This window comes from Asaia sp. W19, assembly GCF_003994335.1.
Lineage (GTDB): Bacteria > Pseudomonadota > Alphaproteobacteria > Acetobacterales > Acetobacteraceae > Asaia.
The window spans coordinates 99884-121080 of sequence record NZ_PNQZ01000061.1 but is presented as its reverse complement, the minus strand read 5'-3'; the positions used below and the strand labels follow the sequence as shown (position 1 = coordinate 121080).

The 21197-nt window shown below is 59.4% G+C and carries 22 protein-coding genes and 1 tRNA gene; 8 read left to right on the top strand and 15 right to left on the bottom strand.

The window, feature by feature from the left end; translation table 11 throughout:
* Positions 1 to 115: 115 nt before the first annotated feature.
* A complete protein-coding gene (locus C0V97_RS11720; RefSeq protein ID WP_370265546.1) occupies positions 116 to 1246 on the bottom strand; it encodes a D-alanyl-D-alanine carboxypeptidase family protein in 1131 nt (376 codons plus the stop codon).
* 178 nt (positions 1247 to 1424) lie between these two features.
* Between C0V97_RS11720 and clpS the strand changes: the two genes are divergently transcribed.
* A complete protein-coding gene (gene clpS / locus C0V97_RS11715) occupies positions 1425 to 1871 on the top strand; it encodes an ATP-dependent Clp protease adapter ClpS (RefSeq protein WP_127102774.1) in 447 nt (148 codons plus the stop codon).
* A 118-nt stretch (positions 1872 to 1989) separates the two neighbouring features.
* Positions 1990 to 4326 carry an ATP-dependent Clp protease ATP-binding subunit ClpA gene (gene clpA / locus C0V97_RS11710; protein ID WP_127102773.1) on the top strand — a complete coding sequence of 779 codons (2337 nt, stop codon included), beginning with the start codon at positions 1990 to 1992 and terminating at the stop codon, positions 4324 to 4326.
* A gap of 54 nt (positions 4327 to 4380) precedes the next feature.
* Here clpA and C0V97_RS11705 read toward each other — a convergent pair whose 3' ends face one another.
* The 5 genes from C0V97_RS11705 to C0V97_RS18695 form a co-directional block, all read right to left on the bottom strand.
* Positions 4381 to 4713 carry a DUF3465 domain-containing protein gene (locus C0V97_RS11705; protein WP_370265542.1) on the bottom strand — a complete coding sequence of 111 codons (333 nt, stop codon included), beginning with the start codon at positions 4711 to 4713 and terminating at the stop codon, positions 4381 to 4383.
* 215 nt (positions 4714 to 4928) lie between these two features.
* On the bottom strand, positions 4929 to 5141 hold the full coding sequence (locus tag C0V97_RS11700; protein ID WP_127102771.1) for a DUF2945 domain-containing protein: 213 nt from the start codon (positions 5139 to 5141) through the stop codon (positions 4929 to 4931).
* Positions 5142 to 5306: 165 nt separating this feature from the next.
* Positions 5307 to 6047, bottom strand: coding sequence for an HAD family phosphatase (locus C0V97_RS11695; RefSeq protein WP_127102770.1), 741 nt, complete (start codon positions 6045 to 6047; stop codon positions 5307 to 5309).
* A gap of 538 nt (positions 6048 to 6585) precedes the next feature.
* Positions 6586 to 7170: a hypothetical protein gene (locus C0V97_RS11690; RefSeq protein ID WP_127102769.1), complete on the bottom strand. Its 585-nt coding sequence runs from the start codon at positions 7168 to 7170 to the stop codon at positions 6586 to 6588.
* Positions 7171 to 7387: 217 nt separating this feature from the next.
* Positions 7388 to 7663: a DUF333 domain-containing protein gene (locus C0V97_RS18695; protein WP_127102768.1), complete on the bottom strand. Its 276-nt coding sequence runs from the start codon at positions 7661 to 7663 to the stop codon at positions 7388 to 7390.
* Between the two features lie 317 nt (positions 7664 to 7980).
* Between C0V97_RS18695 and C0V97_RS11680 the strand changes: the two genes are divergently transcribed.
* Both C0V97_RS11680 and C0V97_RS11675 read left to right on the top strand, forming a co-directional pair.
* Entirely contained in the window at positions 7981 to 8772 is a 792-nt protein-coding gene (locus C0V97_RS11680) for an SDR family NAD(P)-dependent oxidoreductase (protein ID WP_127102767.1), read from the top strand.
* 134 nt (positions 8773 to 8906) lie between these two features.
* Positions 8907 to 9707 (top strand): SDR family NAD(P)-dependent oxidoreductase, encoded by an 801-nt coding sequence (locus tag C0V97_RS11675; protein WP_127102766.1) that lies wholly within the window; start codon positions 8907 to 8909, stop codon positions 9705 to 9707.
* A gap of 58 nt (positions 9708 to 9765) precedes the next feature.
* Here the strand turns inward: C0V97_RS11675 and C0V97_RS11670 are convergent, their stop codons facing one another.
* On the bottom strand, positions 9766 to 10212 hold the full coding sequence (locus C0V97_RS11670) for a response regulator (protein ID WP_127102765.1): 447 nt from the start codon (positions 10210 to 10212) through the stop codon (positions 9766 to 9768).
* Positions 10212 to 11315 (bottom strand): histidine kinase dimerization/phosphoacceptor domain -containing protein, encoded by a 1104-nt coding sequence (locus C0V97_RS11665; protein ID WP_127102764.1) that lies wholly within the window; start codon positions 11313 to 11315, stop codon positions 10212 to 10214. Before C0V97_RS11665 ends, C0V97_RS11670 begins: the two co-directional genes overlap by 1 nt.
* 510 nt (positions 11316 to 11825) lie before the next feature.
* On the opposite strand from C0V97_RS11665, the gene C0V97_RS11660 reads away from it, so the two are divergent.
* Both C0V97_RS11660 and C0V97_RS11655 read left to right on the top strand, forming a co-directional pair.
* Positions 11826 to 12383, top strand: coding sequence for a hypothetical protein (locus tag C0V97_RS11660; protein ID WP_127102763.1), 558 nt, complete (start codon positions 11826 to 11828; stop codon positions 12381 to 12383).
* Positions 12384 to 12513: 130 nt separating this feature from the next.
* Positions 12514 to 12888 carry a type II toxin-antitoxin system HicB family antitoxin gene (locus tag C0V97_RS11655; RefSeq protein ID WP_370265615.1) on the top strand — a complete coding sequence of 125 codons (375 nt, stop codon included), beginning with the start codon at positions 12514 to 12516 and terminating at the stop codon, positions 12886 to 12888.
* 159 nt (positions 12889 to 13047) lie between these two features.
* Here C0V97_RS11655 and C0V97_RS11650 read toward each other — a convergent pair.
* From C0V97_RS11650 to C0V97_RS11620, 7 genes are all read right to left on the bottom strand, one after another.
* Positions 13048 to 13122: transfer RNA gene (locus tag C0V97_RS11650), tRNA-Thr, on the bottom strand.
* Between the two features lie 69 nt (positions 13123 to 13191).
* Positions 13192 to 13605: an RNA polymerase-binding protein DksA gene (dksA, locus tag C0V97_RS11645; RefSeq protein ID WP_127102762.1), complete on the bottom strand. Its 414-nt coding sequence runs from the start codon at positions 13603 to 13605 to the stop codon at positions 13192 to 13194.
* Positions 13606 to 14058: 453 nt separating this feature from the next.
* Positions 14059 to 14718, bottom strand: a complete 660-nt coding sequence (locus C0V97_RS11640; RefSeq protein ID WP_127102761.1) for a glutathione S-transferase family protein — start codon at positions 14716 to 14718, stop codon at positions 14059 to 14061.
* Between the two features lie 15 nt (positions 14719 to 14733).
* Positions 14734 to 15798, bottom strand: coding sequence for a tRNA 2-thiouridine(34) synthase MnmA (gene mnmA, locus C0V97_RS11635; RefSeq protein ID WP_127102760.1), 1065 nt, complete (start codon positions 15796 to 15798; stop codon positions 14734 to 14736).
* A 38-nt stretch (positions 15799 to 15836) separates the two neighbouring features.
* The gene (locus tag C0V97_RS11630; protein ID WP_127102759.1) at positions 15837 to 16151 is read right to left on the bottom strand and encodes a ferredoxin family 2Fe-2S iron-sulfur cluster binding protein; all 315 of its coding nucleotides are present in this window, start codon (positions 16149 to 16151) and stop codon (positions 15837 to 15839) included.
* Positions 16152 to 16174: 23 nt separating this feature from the next.
* Positions 16175 to 17323, bottom strand: a complete 1149-nt coding sequence (locus C0V97_RS11625; RefSeq protein ID WP_127102758.1) for a cysteine desulfurase family protein — start codon at positions 17321 to 17323, stop codon at positions 16175 to 16177.
* Entirely contained in the window at positions 17320 to 18408 is a 1089-nt protein-coding gene (locus C0V97_RS11620; RefSeq protein WP_127102757.1) for a cysteine desulfurase family protein, read from the bottom strand. The genes C0V97_RS11625 and C0V97_RS11620 overlap by 4 nt, the downstream gene beginning before the upstream one ends.
* A 473-nt stretch (positions 18409 to 18881) precedes the next feature.
* Here C0V97_RS11620 and C0V97_RS11615 point away from each other — a divergent pair, with 473 nt between their 5' ends.
* Together C0V97_RS11615 and tyrS are read left to right on the top strand one after the other, a co-directional pair.
* A complete protein-coding gene (locus C0V97_RS11615) occupies positions 18882 to 19547 on the top strand; it encodes an alpha/beta hydrolase (protein ID WP_127102756.1) in 666 nt (221 codons plus the stop codon).
* 302 nt (positions 19548 to 19849) lie between these two features.
* Entirely contained in the window at positions 19850 to 21106 is a 1257-nt protein-coding gene (tyrS, locus tag C0V97_RS11610) for a tyrosine--tRNA ligase (RefSeq protein WP_127102755.1), read from the top strand.
* The last annotated feature ends 91 nt before the right edge of the window (positions 21107 to 21197 follow it).

Here is a 21197-nt window from a genome sequence, read left to right as displayed (position 1 = left end):
TTGTCTCTAATTATCGGAGATGAGTGAAAATGCGCTTTGACAGCGCAAGGAGCAAGGCTGATGGCGCGGTTTTTCCGTGCCACCCCCAAAAGCCAGGCTATTCAGCCCTGGCTCATTAGCCCTTCTGGTGACGCGATGTCTTCTTGGTTGAAACGACATGACGCGATGTGGCCATGCGCAGCTTGGCTGAGGCGACACTGTGACGCTTCGCGCCATGGCTGACGGGCTGATAGCGGCGCGGCCCCGTAGGTGCCTCGGCCACCTCGAACACTGCGCTCGATCCTCCGGCCACATGACCGTGACGACGTGCATTCCGAGCCAGCACCACGGGAGGGTGGAGCGGGGCCATGGGCGCTACGCCCTCAGCCGCAAAGCCCTGATCGAGGATCGAGGCCATCATGGCATTACGCTGCGGGTTCGACCGTGCGCCCAGCACTACTCCGACCAGCCGCACATTGCTGCGCATGGCGGAGGTGATGAGATTATGGCCAGCAAGATCGGTATACCCGGTCTTCATGCCATCAGCCCCGGCATAGGTCTTGAGCATGGGGTTGTGGTTCGGAATCATGCGGCCGTGAAATGCGAACATCGGCGTCGAGAAGTAATGATAGTATTCAGGAAAATCCTGAACCAGATGCTGCGCCAGCATCGAGAGGTCACGCGCGGTCGTCACCTGATCGGGGTCCGGAAGACCCGAGGCATTGCGAAATGTCGTGTTGGACATACCGAGAGCACGGGCCTGCTGCGTCATCATGTTGGCGAAACGCACCTCGTCGCCCCCACCGATGAGTTCCCCGAGGGCGCAGGCAGCGTCATTGGCCGATTTGGTGACCAGGCCTAGAATGGCTTGCTGCACGGTGAAACGCGTACCCGGAACGAGGCCAAGCTTGGAGGGTGCCTGTGTAGAGGCGTGGATCGAGACCGGCACGGCGGTGTCCGGCGTGATATCCCCGGCGCGCAAAGCGCGAAACGCCATGTAGAGTGTCATCAGCTTGGTCAGCGAGGCCGGGTAGCGCTGGAGATCGGGGTCGACCTGCGACAGCACCGCACCGCTATTCACATCGACAACATAGGAGCTGACATGCCCTGCATACTGGGCACGAGCCAACTTGGGCGTCGCGACCATGCCGACGCTCAGGCCGATGCCGAGAGCGGTCCGGGTGAACACGGTCCATTTGCGCGCCTTGCCCGTTCGCTTCGCCTTCGACAGGCTCTTCTTCTTTTCGGACTGCGTGCAGTAGGTCACTCGTGCCCCCGGATTTCTGGCGGTTTTCCCATCATAGACAGACGCATTTCCTGTCGTCCATGATCATCTGACTCAATTGCGGGAAAAATAAGGTAAAGAATGGCTTATCCGGTAATTTGCTGCTTTGTGGCCTGTTAGATCTTTGCGATCCCTATTTCGATCCCATATGGTCGTGACCATGGATACCCGCGCAACACCTCCTGAAACCTCCACAACGCCTGGTGTTGCACCCGGCGCGCCATTTCTCGTCCGGGAAGTCCCCCTTTTCGTACGCGGCGCGCAGGATTCCGGCCCCGATGAACCCCCTGGCAAGAATGGCACCGGAGACGACTCGCACATAAGCGTGGTGACCCAGACCCGACCCGAGACGCGCCGTCCGGCGATGTACAAGGTGTTGATGCTGAATGACGATTATACCCCGATGGAGTTCGTCGTTCATGTGCTCGAGCGCTTTTTCTCGAAGTCGCGGGAGGAAGCGACGAATATCATGCTCAATGTCCACAAAAAGGGTGTCGGCGTTTGCGGCGTCTTCACCTTCGAGGTGGCAGAGAGCAAGGTAACGCAGGTGATGGACCTCGCCAGGCAGAACCAGCATCCGCTGCAATGCATGATCGAGAAGGCCTGAACCTCAGACCCGACCAGAAGCTGGCGCAGAAACAGCGCATGAGACCCTTTTACAAAATCAAGATCTGCTTACATCCTGTCTCGTTGGCCCGTCACGCCTGACCCAAAGGAGCGCCCTCATGTTGTCTCGTATGCTCGAACAGACGCTCCATCGCGCCCTCACCCTGGCTGGTGAGCGACGCCACGAATACGCCACGCTCGAACATCTGCTTCTTGCCCTAACCGAAGACACCGATTCGGTAACAGTATTCAAGGCGTGTGGCATCGATCTTGAGAAACTGCGTGCCGACCTGACGGAGTTTCTGGACAAGGATCTGGCTGGGCTGGCCTCGGACCGCCCCACCGAACCCAAACCGACTGCGGCCTTCCAGCGCGTGATCCAGCGCGCGGCGATTCACGTACAATCTACTGGCCGCGATGAAGTGACGGGTGCCAACGTGCTCGTCGCCCTGTTTGCCGAGCGCGAGAGCCATGCTGTCTATTTCCTGCAATTGCAGGACATGACGCGCCTTGATGCGGTCAATTTCATCTCGCATGGCATTGCCAAGGCACCTGACCGCTCCAGCCGCCGCACCCCAACCGGGTCGCGCGACAAGGAAGAGGGTGAGCGCGAGGAAAAGCAGGGCAAAGCCGCCAAGCCGCAGGAAGCCCTCGCGGCTTATTGCGTCGATCTGAACAAGCGCGCCGAAGAAGGCAAGATCGATCCGCTGATCGGCCGTGACGGCGAGGTCGAGCGTACGATCCAGATCCTCTGCCGCCGTACCAAGAATAACCCGCTCTATGTCGGCGATCCGGGGGTGGGCAAGACCGCTATCGCCGAAGGCCTGGCTAAGCGCATCGTCGAGGGCGATGTGCCTGAAGTGTTGCTCGATGCGACGATCTTCTCTCTCGACATGGGCGCGCTCCTTGCGGGAACCCGCTACCGCGGTGACTTCGAGGAACGTCTCAAGGCCGTCGTGACCGAACTCGACCAGACGCCAGGCGCCATTCTGTTCATTGACGAGATCCATACCGTGATCGGTGCAGGCGCAACCTCCGGCGGCGCTATGGACGCATCGAATTTGCTCAAGCCGGCGCTGGCTGCAGGCACGCTGCGTTGCATCGGCTCGACCACCTACAAGGAATACCGCCAGCATTTCGAGAAGGATCGCGCTCTGGTCCGGCGCTTCCAGAAGATCGATGTACCGGAGCCCTCAATCAGCGACACAATCAAGATCCTGCGCGGGTTGAAGGGTAGTTACGAGCGTCATCACAAGGTGCGTTACACCGATGACGCGCTGAAGGCGGCCGTCGAGCTGTCGGCAAAATACATGCATGACCGCAAGCTGCCGGACAAGGCGATCGATATCATCGACGAGGCCGGGGCATCCCGCATGCTTCTGCCCGAAAGCAAGCGTCGCAAGACGGTGACACTCAAGGATATCGAGGAAATCGTCGCGAAGATCGCGCGCATTCCGCCCAAATCAGTTTCGACCGATGACCGCGAGACACTGCGCCTGCTGTCGCGCGATCTCAAGAACATGGTGTTCGGTCAGGATCGGGCCATCGAAGCCCTCAGCTCGGCCATCAAGCTGGCCCGGGCTGGTCTGCGCGATCCGGAAAAACCGATCGGCAATTACCTGTTCTCCGGCCCGACGGGCGTGGGCAAGACCGAGGTGGCCAAGCAGCTTGCGGCCTCTCTCGGCGTCGAGCTGATCCGCTTCGATATGTCCGAATATATGGAGCGTCACTCCATTTCACGCCTGATCGGTGCCCCGCCGGGTTATGTCGGGTTCGATCAGGGCGGCTTGCTCACCGATGCCATCGACCAGCACCCTCACGCCGTGCTGCTGCTCGATGAAATCGAGAAGGCGCATCCGGAGCTCTACAACATCCTGCTCCAGGTCATGGATCACGGCCGTCTGACGGACCACAACGGCAAGACGATCGACTTCCGCAATGTGATCCTGATCATGACGACCAATGCGGGCGCCGCCGATCTGAGCAAGGAGGCAGTGGGCTTTGGACGGACGGACCGCGTGGGCGAGGATGAGGATGCGATCAAGCGTCTTTTCACCCCCGAGTTCCGCAACCGTCTGGACGCGATCATTCCGTTCGCTAATCTGACGCCAGAGACCGTTGGCCGTGTCGTAGAAAAATTCGTGCTTCAGCTTGAGGCGCAACTCGCAGATCGTCACGTGACCATCGAGATCACCTCGGCGGCCAAGGAATGGCTGGCAGAGCGTGGTTATGACCGCCATTACGGCGCACGCCCACTTGGACGTGTCATTCAGGACACGATCAAGAAGCCCCTGGCGGAAGAGCTTCTGTTTGGCGCTCTGGCCAATGGCGGTGCAGTACGCATCGGTCTCAAGGATAACGCCCTGCATTTCGATTTCCTCGAAGTCACCCCCTCCGCCCCCAAGAGTGGAGAGGAAGACTCCGATGAGAAATCGGAGGCAACCAGCGACAATTGAGGCGCTTAGTCAGTGCGGCACGAAAAAGGCGGTGGGTTACCCCACCGCCTTTTCTCATTCGTAGCGTGTGCCGTTGACCTGCACGAAACCGGGGAGTGCCCAGTGACGCCCCGCACCATGGTGCGTCCAGTCTATGCCTTGGCTTCGCTCTGAATCAAAATAATAGCGCCCGACGACGTCCACCTGATCGCCCGGCTTCACCCAAGGCCAGTTCGGTGCATTCATCCTGTCCAGATCCGAGACGATACGGATGCTGTGACCGGGCGCAGTTTGTAGGATAAAGTAACCATGCACCCCACTGCGTGTCCTGCGCGAACGCCGCGTAACGGAGACCACCTGCCCGCAGATATGCTCGGGCAGATCCACGCGTGTGGGTCCCGTCTGCATGAATCCCGCCTGATCTGACAGAAACTTCCGGTTGTCGCATTGGGTCGGGGCTAACCCGGTCGGCGCCCCTCCCACGGTTTGCGCCCGCGCAAAAGGGGTTCCGGCCAAGATCACCAGGCCCAGCACAGCCAGGCCCGATGCACCGATCAAGGAACCGGTTCGGCGACGGGAATCCGTCTCAATCGGGTGAAGCGGAAACCCTTTGGAAGCGGCGCTCATTTCTTGTGCAACGTGTCAGGCTTATGGGCGGCCTTTGCCCCCGTCTTGTCGCTTTCGACCAGGATCTTGGGGTTGTCCTTCGAGGCCTTGATCTCATTACTTTTGATCTTCATGGGCTTGGTCACCGTCTTGACCACGTGCCCCTCGGTCTCGCCATTGCTCGTCTTCCAGGTGACATCGTCACCTTTCTTGAAGTCCTTTGCCGACATGATGCCTGTCCTTGCCTTGAGCAGGCCTCGCCCATGCGAGAGCCTTTGGGTGAACAGGCCGAACGCGGCAGCAGGGCACGATGTTGCCTCACAACCGAAGGACCGAGGCATAAAAAAAAACCGCCCGGTGAGGGGCGGCTTTTGGGGTGTTCTTTTCTACGCAGATCAGGCCGCAACCGGATTGCGCGCGCTCTGAACATCCAAGATCTGCTTGAGGATACCGGGGAATTCCGACAGATGGCCGATGCGCAGCAATCCAGGCCAGGACGGGGCAGGCTTGCTGAGATCGCGCAGCAGCACACAGGCCATTCCCGCGCGACGCGCGGCTTCAGCGCCCGTGTCGGAGTCCTCCAGCACGATGCAATGTTCGGGCCCTACGCCTTCAAGCTCGGCAGCGTGCAGATAGAGATCAGGGCGCGGCTTTGGCATGTCGAGATCACGGCCGGAATGGATACGCTCTTCCTCGAGCAATTCGTCGAGGCCGGTGCTCGAGAATTTGGCTTCCATTTCCGCGCCGGAGGAGTTCGAGCCGATACGGATCGGCAAGCCGAGATCATGCACACGCTGAAGCATGTCATGGGCACCGTCGATCGTCTCGGCTTCGGTTTCCATCATTTTGACAATGCGGTCCTGCATCATCATGTCCCAGTTCGCTGGCATTTCCTTACCGGTCTCGCGTCCGATGCGCTCGCCAATCTTGACGAGCTCACCACCGGTGAAAATCTTGTGTGCTTCCTCGTTCGAGAGGTTCCAGCCGTAATTACGGGCCTCTTCCGCCATCTTGGCGGTGGAAAGATGCTCTCCATCCACAAGGACGCCATCACAGTCGAAAATGACGAGCTTAAGGGCGCCATCTTCACGCAGGGCAGCGGGGATATCAGTAGCGTGTGAGGGTGCTACGGTCATGACATTGTCCTCTCTCGTTGCGTGCGCGCGCCGATCAGCACGTCCTGCACTCAGGGTTTGGGCAATCACGAAATCGTGTGTATGACCCTAAAATAGGCATGGGCGAGCCAATTGCAAGGAAAAAAAGACAAATAATGTCAAAAAAGGGGAGGAGAGAGCATCACGCGCTCTATTAGGGATCAATCACATGAATATCCTCATGGATAACACCCCCCATGTTAATCAGCTATATGCCACTTGATTGCGCGCTCATATGACAAACACATGACGATCCTGGAAAAGACTTATGGACCCGCAGCAGAGTTCTCGTTCTTACTTGTCTGTCCGGATCTATAATCGAAATGCCTAAAGCAAAGGAGAAGAGCTGGGCACAGTTTGTCCGAACTGGACCTTCCATCAACTTGAACAGAGAGCGTGCCGATAGCCTTGCGGTTTCGCAATGAACACGTGAATTATCGGTAGCCTGGCCGTCATCTCCCTGCGTCGTGGAACGGTTCTGAGCAGGCGCGCGCACTCAACAAGAAAACAGAGTGTCTCGTTACCGGGCATAGCGGGTGAGATAGTCACAGGCGATTGCATGATCCGAGACGACAGCCAGCATGTCGCGCCTATCCATCATTGCGAAAGCGCCCTCCTCGACTTCGCCCATCCCGGATTTGACGTGAGCCACCTGACTGTCCTCTGCGCCAACCCGTATCACGCGCAGGCCAATCAACAGCGCCGCTCGGACCTCCGCTTCAGATGAGGCGACAAAAAGACAAAGCTCGGGCGCGACGCCAATGCGCCGAGCCGCCTCGTTCAATGCTTCGCCGATCGATGCGACACTACTGGATCTGTCATACCTGATCAGGACATCGAACCGGTCTGCGAGCGCTTTCGCCGCAAAGGCCGCACGGCTCCCCGCGCCCTCATCGCACGTCAGTATGGCCCGTGGTACGTGGCGCTTATCCAGCAAATCGAACAGTGACAGGACGCCCGCTTCAAGCGCGGGCGTCCGGCCCGATGAGCGCTCTGCGAGAGCCGGGTAGGAGTCCGCCAGCACCCCTCCCAAGGCAAGAATCACCCCTCGAACCGGGGTTTGCGGCGTTGAGACAAGGTGATCCGGCAGGATATGGGCGGGCATGACTATCCCCTTTCCCTGGGCTGAAATATGGTCTTGCGACGTTCGGGTCCGGACGCGTTATTATCGCGCGCGGCGCAGTGATCGAGAGGCAGGCTGAGTGCGCCAAGCAACTCTCTCACCCGCAAAAGAACGGATAGCGGACCAGGCTGTTCACTTCATCAGTTCACAACCACGCTAGTCAGACTGTGCCTTCCCCGTCTCTCACCCTTCATGATGACTATTTCGAGGCCGCTGTCGTGGTCTGCTTATGGGCTGCGCGATACAGCACCCACTCCTCAACGACGCGCCCATAAGCAAGGTGGCAGTACCCGACATCTCCCTCCTTCTCATGCCTGATCTCGAGCTTCCCTTCCTGTTGCTTGCAATAAACCGAGGCGGGATTGGCCATAGCGACCGAGGGCGGGGAGTCACCCCCTGCGTCACAGCCCACGAGGGTCAGAGCAACCACACAGCCTAGACAGACATACCCGGAGATTGCGCGTGATGCTTTCATTGTGAATTCCTCCCGAAGAACGATGGACCCAGCTTCACAGATGACCCATGCCCATCGATACGTCGAGGACTGACCGCGCAGTGCCTCCTTCATTCAGAAGCAAGGACGATCGATCCGCCCCGACTGAAGAGAACATCAAAGAGAACGAGATCCCTGACCCCTCAGATGGGGAAGCGGGCATCTCACCATAGCGTGTCCGACCACACCGGAATTTGAGCCACCTCCCCTCTTCCTCGCCAGATCATTCCCTCGTTCAGTCTCGCTTCCCGACCCGGCTCATCTTGAGCAGGGGCGTTCAGCTGACAGGAGTAAATGCTATGGATTTGGGTCTCAAGGACAAGGTCGCGGTCATCACTGGCGGGAGCGTCGGTATCGGGCTCGCCGTCGCTGAGGGGCTTGCCCGCGAAGGGGCGCATATCGTGATGGTCGCCCGTGACAAGGCGCGACTGGACGAGGCTTCCACAAATCTTGCCGAGACGCATGGCGTGCGCTGCCTGCCCGTCGCCGCCGATGTCGCAACGCTCGAGGGGGTTCAGGCGATCATCGACCAGACCGAGGCCGCGTTCGGTGGCGCCGATATTCTGATCAACAATGCAGGCACCGGGTCCAACGAGACCATCATGGAAGCCACAGACGAAAAATGGCAGTTCTACTGGGACCTGCACGTCATGGCCGCCATTCGTCTTGCCCGCGGTCTGGTGCCTGGCATGAAGAAGCGCGGTGGCGGTGCCATCATCCATAATGCGTCGATCTGCGCTGCCCAGCCCTTGTGGTATGAGCCGATCTACAACGTCACGAAATCCGCCCTGATGATGTTCTCCAAGACCCTGTCGACCGAGGTGATCAAGGATAATATCCGCGTCAACTGCGTCAATCCGGGCCTGATCCTGACGCCGGACTGGATCAAGACCGCCAAGCAGCTTACCAGCGAAAGCGGCGGTGACTGGGAAGCCTATCTCCAATCCGTAGCCGATGAACACGCCCCGATCAAACGCTTCGGCACACCTGAAGAGCTGGCGAATTTCTTCGTATTCCTGTGCTCGGACAAAGCCTCCTACAGCGTAGGATCTTCCTATTTCGTCGATGGCGGTATGCTTAAAACCCTTTGATGCATAGCAATGCGAAGTTACCCGCAATGTGGTATCGATAGGGTAGAAAAGCCCCCCTTTCCTGGCTGGAAGGGGAGGCCCGTTTTAAGGGAATGGCTGGATTTTTCTGCCGCATCCCGCAAGGAACAAGACCGATGAGTGACAAGAAACGCTTCGCCGGAAAAACGGCGCTCGTGACGGGGGCCGCAGGCAATATCGGGCTCGCCGTCGCGCGTCGCCTTGCAAAGGAAGGCAGTCATGTCGTGCTGCTGGATCTGGATCAAGGCAAGCTCGATACTGCCGCCAGCTCGCTTGCCGAGCACGGGGTCAAGGTAAAGACCGTCGTTTGCGACGTAACCAATTACACCAGCGTCGAAGAGGCTATCGACTACGCTGAGAAGACTATCGGCCCAATCGACCTGCTCTTCAACAATGCCGGCTATCAAGGGGCTTTTGCCCCGATCCACGAATACCCTGTGGAGGACTTCCAGCGTGTGGTGGATATCGATCTCGTGGGCGCCTTCCATGTTCTGCGTGCCGTATCGCGCCGCATGGTGGCTCGTCGTAGCGGCAGCATTGTCAATACTGCCAGCATGGCCGGGCTGCAGGGCCCTCCGAATATGGGCGCCTATGGATCGTCGAAATTTGGAGTGGTCGGATTGACGCAGGTGGCGTCCAAGGATCTCGCCCCGCATAATATCCGCGTCAACGGTATCGCTCCTGCCCTGATGGGGCCGGGCTTCATGTGGGATCGCCAGACCGAATTGCAGGCGGCAACCAACACCCAGTACTTCTCCACCAATCCCGAGACGGTGAAGAAGGAGATGGTTGCCGGCGTGCCCATGCGTCGTCTGGGCGATATCGAGGAGATACCAGGCACAGTCGCTTTTCTGCTCAGCGAGGATTCGAGCTACATCACGGGTGTCACGCTACCCATTTCCGGCGGCATTCTCTGATCGGATGAACTCGGGCGAGACGGTGCTGCATCGTCTCGCCTTTTTGCCTGGGTAGGTCTCAGCCCAGGCACCAACGGCGGCGCAAATGCTCCGAGGTTCGAAGGCTTGATGGTCTGGGGACCGAAGGGGGTGGATCAAATACACCCTCAGAAAGGTAGCGCAGCGCGCTGACGACGCCAGCATGGGAGAACGGCTTCGCGATTACGCCATGCGCCCCTGAGTAATCTTCCGGTATCTTTGAAACATTGGCGGTCATGAACACGATAAGCGCTTCGGGCCAGCGCTCCTTGATATGTTCGCACACCTCGAAACCGTTCGATCCCTGCGCCAGATGGAGATCAACCAACGCGAGTTGTGGATTGAGATCCGCTGGCAGGGCCTCGACCTCCTGAAGCGAGACCGCTGCCCCCACCACCTCATGGCCGCAATCCACGATGAGGGCCTCCATATCCATGGCGATGATCATCTCATCCTCCACGATCAGCACATCCAGAGGCGCGGCCATCAAGGCGTCTCGCTTTTGGGAAAGGTGATCGTCACGCAGGTCCCTGGCGCATTATCGCTCCATCTCACCTGAGCCTGAACCTGACGAACGAGCCTTGTGATCAGTGCCGCGCCAATACTTTTCGTACGCCTGACAGCGGGCATCCCCGGTCCATCGTCGCAAATCCTGATTGTGCCCTGCCCTTTTTCCTCCCCCGCGAAAAGCGCGAGAATTCCGGATCTTCCATCGGCGAAACCGTGTTTGATCGCGTTGGTCAGGATCTCGTTCAGAATCAATCCAAGCGCCGAAGCATGAGCCGAATCGACCATCAGCGAGCGCGTCCGAAGCGCCAGCTCAATATCATTGCGACCGCTCGACCCGATGACATCCCGAGCCAGACTTTCGGCAAACATTCCAATATCGAAGGTCGCAATGTCATCGGACTGATAAAGTTGGCGATGAACGACTGCCAGGGCGTCCACGCGTTCGAGCATACTGTCGAGCTTCGCCACGATGGCCGGGTCATCGATGCTGCGGGCCTGCAAGCGCAAGAGCGAGCCGATCATGGTCAGGTTGTTCTTGACCCGGTGATCGACCTCATGGAGCAAGATCGTCTTGGCCTCAAGCGCGTCACGCAAATCGGCCGTGCGACGTTCGACCTCGCGCTCCACGAGGGCCTTTTGCTGATTGATGATCTGCTGCGCCTCGACGCGCTCCGTCACATTGAGCTGAGAGGCAAAAAAGAAACGTATCGCGCCCGCAGCGTCTCGGACCGGAGACAGATAGAGCGCGTTCCAGAATATCGATCCATCCTTTCGATAATTCAACAGATCGACATCAATATCGTGGCCTTGCTCAATGGCCGCACGAACCTGCGCGACGGAGGCAGGATCAGTTTTCGGCCCCTGCAGGAAACGGCAATTCTTACCCATGATTTCTTCGCGGTCGTAGCCAGTCAGTTCCTGGAAAGCGACATTGCAGAAGACAATGGGATTATCATCCTGATGCGGATCGGTAATCACCATGGGCATACGCGTGGCACGCACGGCTGCTGCAAACGGGTCACCACGCCCATGTTCGTAGTCTAGCGCATCGGTCAGGTGCCAGTCGTCGCGTTGCTTCACTCTCTCATCTCCGGTGACTGCCGGAGGGCATCACATCGGCGTTAAACGGTATGTTCAAGGGAGGGTTTCACGGAAGTCCCTTCTGAAAAACAGGGGTATGTGTCGCTTTTCTGAAAGATGCAGGACCGAAGTCCGGGCGTACACGCGCCCCTTGAATAGACAGCCCGGAATTGGACCATCCAATGGCCCTTGATACAGAGGCGCGGGGAGATATCGGACCTTCCAGGCCCGCGGCGCCTTCGCGCAAGCGCTCCAGATCCCAACCAGCAGAGAAAAAAAATGCAACTGCCCGACAGCCGCATCAGGATGAGGTGCCGATAAACGATCATGTCTTGCCCGCTGCATTGTGCTATCGCCAGGGCGATGATCATCTTGTTTATGATCGCAAGAACTCACGCCTGCATGTTTGCCAAAGACCCGCTGTACTTGCCTCCAGGAGGATGAACAGATGTTTTTGCTCAACTATTTCCGGACGCTCATCCGACGCGCTCTTCCACCTGGGAACGCGTCATGACCCGGCAGCCATCCCCTTGGGCGCAACAATCTTCGCGTTCCCTAGGCGCCACTCTCGACTTGCTTGTGGAGCCCGTCGCAAAAGCGCTTGCGCTGGACCAGAGCCTCGACACCGAGAGCAAAGCTCCGCTGCGCTGTGATCTGCGCCTCTCGACCAGTATCGCGTGGCTCTTTCTCGCACTCGACGCCTTTCTATTCCTGCGATGCCCGATCGGTTTCATCAGCGTTCCGATTTTCGCCTTGTTTCCGCCCCTGATATGGTTGAGCCTCGTTATGAACAGCCTCTCCGCGTTCATTGCCCGGGCGGATGACAGGCAAGGCGAGAGTCTCATCCAGGCCCGCATCGTCGGTCTCGTCTCGGCAATCATTATCCTTGTAGCCAGCATGATCGCTGCCGTGATCGCCGCAGCGCTGAACCCGACAGTTCCGGCGATCTCCATGACAGGCTATCTTGCAGGCGGCCTTTTCCTCGCCACCGATCTATCAGACCGCACGGCTCGCCATGATCGGTTGGCGAATACCCGGCTTCGGTCTGGCGAAAAAGCCTCCGCCTGAGGTCGACACCTGACAGAAGACGGACGGTCCTGCCCCCCTCTCTTGACCCAGACTGGTCGTGGAAAGGGAGGACGCGGCGTGAACCCCTCGCGCGCAGGGAAAGAACGAGCCCGGCGCATATAGCCAGTGACTGGAGACGTGCATAACCTCTCCAGTCGTCATCGAGATGGGCTCGAAAACTCGGGCATTCGGCGCGATTGTGCCTGATCTGCCTGGCTGCTTCACGGGAGGAGACACATCCGATGAAGCACTAAGCCGCGCGGCCAAGGCCCTCACCCAATGGATCAAGGACGCCATCGAGAACGGGCATAACGTGCTCCGCCCATCGTTGCTTGTTCACCTCCGCGCCGGGCGCGATTGGGCCGGGCCGGTATGGGTTTGGGGTTTCGCCTCTCAATACGGTGCTGTTCGGAGAGTCGGATGTGCACACCACGATCACGGCGCCGCGCTGTGGCCCGTCCGGGCAGACGCACCAGCGCATGAAACGAACCGCGCTCCGGCATGATTGCTTGGCTTACTCTGATGGCTTGAGCCCATGAGAGGGTGTCGAACGAGCAGATCCGTAGCACGGCTGCTCCGCTGAGGACGCGATCACCAAAACGCTTTCTCGTCCCGGAGGCCGAAAAATCGCTCAAGCGTCTCAATCGAATTGTCAGGAAAATCGTGGTGCTGCTAGCGAGGATTGAACTCGCGACCTCTCCCTTACCAAGGGAGTGCTCTACCACTGAGCTACAGCAGCAACTGGAGCGCTTCGTAGCTTCTCAGCCTGAAAGCTGCAAGCCCCGAAAGCGCTTTTTTTGTAAAAGAATCAGTCGTCGCGATGAATTTTTTCCATGCGCTCATGACGCTCCTGCGCCTCGATCGACATGGTTGCAATCGGACGCGCTTCAAGACGCCGCAGGCCGATCGGCTCGCCCGTTTCCTCGCAGTAACCGTATGACCCGTTTTCCACGCGCTGCAGCGCGAGATTGATCTTGCCGATGAGCTTGCGGGCGCGATCACGCGTCCTCAGTTCCAGCGCACGATCGGTCTCGACGCTGGCGCGGTCGGTCACATCCGCCTCGTGTATCCCCCCTTCCGAGAGACTGGCGAGCGTCAGATTGGCTTCCTTGAGCAGATCATTGCGCCAGCGGAGCAATTTCTGTCTGAAGAACTCCACCTGGAGCGGATTCATGAACTCTTCTTCGTCAGAGGGCCGATAATCCGGGGGGAGCGTGATCATGCACGTCTGTCCTTAACGCAAATCGCTTGAACCTTGCCGCTCCGCAAGAAGCCCTGAGAAGGACACAGGCCCAAACCCGTATCCTGAGCAAAACGGTATGGCTGGTTTGGCGCGGCTTATACAAGGACAGGGCTGATAAGCCAAGCCCGATTTGCCATAAACCGCAGCGAAAGGACTGAATAAAGCTCAAAACTCTATAAATCCTGTCTGTGTAATGAAAATGACATAACCGCATTGTCTTTGCACCTATGCGGTAGATAACAATAATCCTGTATTATGAACTTTGAATTTTTTGCCCAAAGCCTGACATAGGAGGCGTGCGACGCGTTATTGATCGGCGTGCGCGTTTTTCTTGTCGGCGTTGCGCCTGATCTGGCCGCTGCATCGCCATACTGTGTCGATACCGCCCGATCGGGCGGTATCAGGCGACGTCGTGCGGCTGATCGTACAAAATCAGCCTAGTGACTCATAAGGATCGAGACGCCAGGACGCGGGCTCTGCGGCTGCAAGGGCCGTCCATTCCTTCATGAGCGGATGAGCGAGCACAGCATCCCGATAACACGCTGCCCGCGGGGAGAGCGCCACCGCATAGGACGCGAAACGGGAAACGACCGGAGCGAACATGATGTCCGCATTACCCAGAACGGTCCCGAACAGATAGGGCCCTTCCCCGCCGAAACGCGCCAATGTATCGACCCAAAGCGCATCGATACGGGCAATATCCCTGAGCACCTCGGCATTCATCTCAGGCAGCGCGCGCCCCTCGCGGCCAAGATTCATGGGCAGGGCCTGACGCAGGGCACGAAACCCGGAATGCATCTCTGAAGCGATGCTGCGTGCATGGGCGCGCGCCTTGCGCTCCTCGGGCCAGAGGCTCGGAGCGAACTCGGCGCAATACTCGCAAATCGCGAGGCTTTCCCAGATCTGCGCCCCGTCATGTTCCAGAAAAGGAACGAGCCCGTTCGGGGAAAGGTCATGGATTTCGGTGGTCTGTCCGCCGCCACGCAGCGCAATCACCTGATCGGGTGCGGTAAGCCCCGACGCGCGTACGGCAAGCCAGCCACGCAGGGACCAGGAAGAATAGCGGCGTGTACCAATGACAAGACGGTCCATAAGACCCGGCTCCTCTCAGGAAAGGATGAAGCCCCCGCCTAGAACGCGGCTGCCCTGATACAGCACGCAGGCCTGACCCGGCGCGGGCATGGCCGCCTCATCCAATACCACGCGCGCCCCCCCGGCAAGAGGATAGACCCAGGCCTCCCGGGTGATCTCGCGGGCTCGGATCTGAACGTGGCAGCGCACGCCTTCAGATGACGGGTCGATCAGCCAGTTCATGTCCCGCAGGGAAAATTCGAGCTTCCCGGCATTATCCTTTGGGCCGACGATGATGCGGCGCGTCGTGGCGTCGATACGCTTGACGATCTGGCGACGCCCATCCTTGGTATGAATGTCGCCCAAGCGCTTGCTCTGCCCGACAGTGTAACGGGCAATGCCCTCATGCTGGCCAAGCACGCGGCCTGTCTCATCCACGATCTCGCCCGATCCATGGATCTCAGGGCGCAGCTTCTCGACGACCGAAGCATACGTACCTGACGGCACGAAGCAGATATCCTGGCTGTCGGGCTTGGCCGCGATAGCCAGGCCAAACTCCTCGGCCTTCCGGCGCACGGCATCCTTGTTCGGCATGTCCCCCAGAGGGAAGCGCAGATAATCAAGCTGATCCTGGGTGGTCGCGAAGAGGAACCAGGACTGGTCACGTGAGACATCGGACGGGCGATGCAGTTCGGCACGCCCCTCCCCTTCCAGACGGCGCACGTAATGGCCAGTCGCCATTGCCTCGCAGCCCAGATCGCGTGCCATGGCCAACAGGTCAGTGAACTTCACCCCCTGATTACAGGCGACGCAGGGCACAGGCGTTTCGCCACGCGCGTAACTATCGGCAAAGCTCGCCATGACGCTGCTGCGGAAACGGTCTTCCGCATTGATCACGTAATGGGGGATATCCAGCCGATCGGCGACAGCGCGCGCGTCGAGGATGTCGCGCCCGGCACAGCATGCGCCTGGCTTCGACACAGCCTGACCGTGGTCATAAAGCTGCAGCGTCGCACCAATGACCTCATGCCCTTCCTGTTTCAGTAGGGCGGCCACAACAGAACTGTCCACGCCTCCCGACATGGCAACAAGGATACGCATGAGATCTCTCTTATTCTGGAAAAAGCGTCAGGCGGAGGTCAGGACGTCTTGGGCAGACGCACAACCAGACCATCCAGCGCGTCTGTCATAACGATCTGACACCCGAGACGGGAAGTTTTTTCGAGACCGAATGCGAGATCGAGCATGTCTTCCTCGTCATCCGTCGGCGCCGAGAGCTTGTCCGCCCATTCCGGATCGACCACTACATGGCAGGTCGCACAGGCCAGCGAGCCCTCGCAGGCTCCCTCGAGTTCGATATCATGCTTATGGGCAATCTCGAGGACCGACAGGCCGACCGGGGCATCGACTTCCTTGCGCGACCCGTCCTGCTCGACGAAAATCATATGTGGCATGTTCTTGTTACCCTGCTTGTTCGTTACGCAGCCTTATAGGCCTTGCGCGCAGCGCCCTCGAATTGCCTGAGTGCCTGCACGATCTCGGGCGTGGAGGTAAAGCGTCCGAGAGACAGACGCAAGCATCGTGCAGCGTCTTTCGCTTCGAGCCCCATGGCCGTCAGAACATAAGAAGGGGACACCTCTGCAGAGGTACAAGCCGAGCCCGTTGAAAGCGCCACCTCCGGTAGAGCAGCCATGACGTCCCGCGCCAGATAGCCTGGCGGGAAGATCAGATTAAGCGCGCCAGCGAGCCTTGGCGCTGACTCCGCATTGACGCCGATACCGGGAAACAGCGTCTCGAGCCCTTCGAGCAACGTTCTGCGCAGGGATCGCAGCCGCACCTGTTCCTCCTCAAGGCTGGCTCGGGCCAGCTGGGCGGCGCGTCCAAATCCCACGATGAGCGGGGTGGGCAATGTGCCCGAGCGCAGCCCGCGCTCCTGACCACCGCCAGAGAAGAGCGGCAGGAGCCGCGCGCGGGGGCGATGCCTGACATAGAGCGCACCAACTCCCTTCGGGCCGTAGAACTTATGCGCCGAGAGCGACATGAGATCGACGCCCTCACAAGTCAGCGCCATCTTGCCCGCCGCCTGGGCAGCGTCGGTGTGGAACAGCGCCCCGGCCTGGCGAGCCATGGCCGATAGGGCAGAAATATCCTGAATGACCCCGGTCTCGTTATTGGCAGTCATGACGCTGACGAGTGCCGTCGGCGTCTCGAGGGCCTTTGCCAGATGCGCCTGATCGAGAAGACCGCTGGACGAGACGGGCAAGATGACGGGGTCGAACCCTTCATTTGCCAGTTCCCGTACCGATTCGAGGACGCATTTATGCTCGGTCGCTACGGTGATCAGGCGCTTCCTCGGGCTGTCCTGCCGCGCCAGAAAGCGCGCCGCCCCCTTGATCGCCATATTATTGGCCTCGGTCGCGCCGGAGGTGAAAACGACCTCACGCGGCATTGCCCCGATCAGCGCGGCCACTTCTTCCCGCGCGGTTTCCACAGCCTCGGCTGCGCGATGACCTGCCGCATGGCCTTCACTATGCGGATTGCCGAAATCCTCGCTGAACCAGGGGAGCATCCTGGCCAGCACATCCGGGTCGCAACGTGTCGTTGCCTGGTTATCGAGATAGATCATGCCGCATTCTTTCCCAGCCGGGCAGCCATGGCCTGATAAGCCACGATGAAACCCTCGATCGCCGCCTCATCGATATTCCAGGGCAGCGAAACCCGGATGGCATTGGCCGCCACCGCACCCAGCCCCATCGCTTCGAGGACGTGAGAGGCCGTGACCTTCCCTGACGAACAGGCCGACCCGGTCGAAACAGCATATCCGGCCAGATCCAGCATCATCAGCTGTGTCTGGGCAGAAACGCCGGGCAGTATCAGGGAGGTTGTGTTGGGCAGACGGGCCGCCAGCCTGTCTCCAGTGACACGCGCGCCGCACGCCAGGGCGGCATTGTCGATGCGATCGCGCAGCGCCGCGACCGGGCTCCAGTCCTGTGCCCCTGCGGCCTCGAACGCGGCAGCCATGCTCACGATAGCAGGGAGTGCCTGGGTGCCCCCCCGTCTTCCGCGCTCCTGCCCTCCTCCGCGCATCATGGGGGCGACATGACCCTCGGCTCCCAGAATGAGCGCCCCCGCTCCCTTGCTGCCCCCTGCCTTGTGCCCGGAGACAGCGAGGCTGGTTAGCCCCTCGACACTGAAAGGCACACGCCCGGCAATCTGCACCGCATCGACATGAAGCAGGGCCCCGTGACGGGCGCATAGCGCCTGCACAGCCTCAACAGGGTGGCGGATACCGGTCTCGTTATTGGCCGCCATGACACAAACCAACGCATGACCGTCCTGCCTGAGCTGGGCCTCGAGAGTTTCAAGGCATAAACGGCCATCAGCCAGAACAGGCAGAGTCACAATCTCATTTGCGGCCATACGGACTGCGTCATGTTCCGTTGCACCGACAAGCAGACGACGCCCCGCGCCAAAAGCATGGATGGCCAGACTATTTGCCTCTGTGCCCCCCGAGGTGAAGATCACCTGCTCCGGCCCGGCTTTCCAGAACCGACCGACCTGGTCGCGCGCCGCCTCGAGCGCACGTCGCGCGATGCGACCCGGCCCATGAACGGATGACGGATTACCAGCCAGACTGAGCGCGTCCACCATGGCGGCCATGGCCTCATCACGCATAATTTCGGTAGCATTGGCGTCGAGATAAACCGTCATGCGCCTATAAATCGGCCTGATTCGAGGGAGTGCAAGTCAAAAGCGCAGAATCGGGAAATGATGCCCCCTGACGATTTCTGTGGAATTTTACCCTTCAGCCTCGTTATACACTCCGCCAATGATGGCGTGGTGCCCCCGTCATGGGAGGCCTTTTGGGCAGTCCGACCGAGCCCACGCCGCGTCAGGGAATATCCACTCGATATCCCCTCATCGTCGAGGAGCCAGTCCATGTGCGTTTCAACGCCTGTCGAATCCCTTCGTGGTTTTCACGCTCGGCCAGCCGCTCCCCCCATACCAGCGCGCACGGTGCGACACGGCTGACGCTTCCTCGCCGTTCTTCCTGACCTGATCCCCCCGGGACCGCCTGCCCCTGTGCAGGTTCCTGACATTGGAGCAGGTCCGATTTCCCAATAAAAACACGTCTCTCCTGCGGCTTGTTTCCGCCAGCAGGAGGTCAATTCGGAAGCATTTTGATGCCAGAAGTCATGTTCGCCGGCCCCGATGGCCGGTTGGAGGGTCGCTACCACCATTCTGACGAGCCCAATGCGCCGCTCGCTCTGGTCCTGCATCCGCATCCGCTTCATGGCGGCACCATGAACAACCGCATCACCTACACGATGTACCGGTCGTTCGAGAAAATGGGTTTCTCTGTCATGCGCTACAACTCGCGTGGCGTCGGACGGTCGCAGGGCCGCTATGATGGCGGTATCGGCGAGATCTCCGACGCAGCCGCGGCGCTCGACTGGATGCAGATGGTCAATCCGAACTCGAACGAGCTCTGGATTGCGGGGTATTCCTTTGGTGCTTTCGTGGGGATGCAGCTGCTCATGCGTCGCCCTGAAATCAGTGGCTGGATCAGCGTTGCGCCCCCCGCCAATGACTATGATTTCGGCTTTCTCGCCCCCTGCCCTTGTGGTGGACTCATGATCGCAGGCGACAAGGACGACATGGCTCCCGAGCCCGGCATTCGCAAGCTAGTGGACAAACTGAACACCCAGAAGAACGTGGAAGTCGATTACCGCGTCTTCGAAGGTGCCAACCATATTTTTGCCAGCGAAGCCGATAAGGTGGCGTTTGCTCTGGAAGATCATGTGACGGTCATGCGTAATCGTCGCGTTCTTGCGATTGCCGCCGACTAAGAGACGATCCCGACTCCCCGGAGCGGAACCGGGCCAGACGAAATGCAGAAAAGGCGGGGGCTGTCCCCGCCTTTTTTGTTATCCTGGGTGGAATTATTGGTGCGCGCCTTCGGCGACAGGTCGGCTTTCCCCCAATTTCATGCTAGAGCACCCCCCCTGCCGCAAGGAACCGAACGGCAGTCAACTCCCTGTGCGCCCAGCTCGCTTCAAGGAAGCATGCGTGGGTCAATTCGATGAGACGGGGTTTTGCCCAGAGCGTGATCTCACGCCGAGCCAACCCGATTTGAGTGGATGAAACCGATATGGCTGAATACGTGCTGAAAAGTCCCTTCCTGAAAGAGGCTGACGCTCGGGGCTATATTTTCCAGTGTACCGACCTGGTCGCCCTCGATGAGGCGATGCTCGCGGGCATTGTAACAGGCTATATCGGCTTCGACCCCACTGCAGACTCGCTGCATGTGGGCAATGCGCTCTCGATCATGATGCTACGCCTGATGCAGAAACATGGCCATCGCCCAATCGCGCTCATGGGGGGCGGCACGGCCAAGATCGGCGATCCGTCCTTTCGCGACGAGGCACGCGCCCTGATGAGCCCCGAAAAGCTCACGCATAACCTGTCCGGGATCGAGATCAGCCTGCGCCAGTTCCTGAGCTTTGGCACAGGCGCCAGCGATGCCATGCTGGTCAATAATGCCGACTGGCTTGACCGCCTCTCCTATATTGAACTGCTCCAGGATGTGGGCGTCCATTTCTCCATCAGCCGCATGCTCTCTTTCGACAGCGTGAAGCAGCGTCTGGACCGCGAACAGGGACTGACCTTTCTGGAGTTCAACTACTCCATTCTCCAGTCCTATGATTTCCGCGAGTTGAATCGGCGCCATGGTGCCGTCCTGCAGATGGGAGGCTCTGATCAGTGGGGGAACATTGTGGCAGGGATCGATCTGGCACGGCGGACAGATGGCAAGCAGGTTTTTGGCTTGACTACCCCGCTCGTTACCACCGCTTCCGGCGTCAAGATGGGGAAGTCGGCAAAGGGAGCCACCTGGGTGAGCGCCGAAAAACTACCCGTATTTGAGTACTGGCAGTTCTGGCGCAACACGGAGGATGCCGATGTGGGACGCTTCCTCAAGTTCTTCACCGATCTGCCTGTCGAGGAATGCGAGCGGCTGGGTGCCCTTGAAGGGGCCGAAATCAACGAGGCCAAGAAAATCCTCGCCACCGAAGCCACCGCAATCTGCCATGGTCGCGACGCCGCCCTTGCAGCGGCGGAGACAGCACGACAGGCTTTCGAGGCAGGCAGCCTCGCTGCGGATCTGCCGTCGCGCGATCTTCCCCGTGCCGATCTGGAAGCAGGTATTCCGGCCTTTCGTCTATTCGGCGAATCAGGTCTGGTCGCCACGAATAGCGAGGCACGTCGTCTGATCCGTGGCGGCGGGGCGCGCCTCAATGATCGCGCGATTCACGACGAGAACCAGGTAATCGGCATCTCGGATCTCGTTGAGGGCGCGCTCAAGCTCTCTTCGGGAAAGAAGCGCCACCTCCTGATTCGCCCCGTCTGAAGCTGCGCTGCACCGCGAATGCCTATGGCAGGGAGCTCCGTGAGGGCTCCCTGCCGCCGTTTCCTTATGGAACCCTGGCGGGATGAACTTC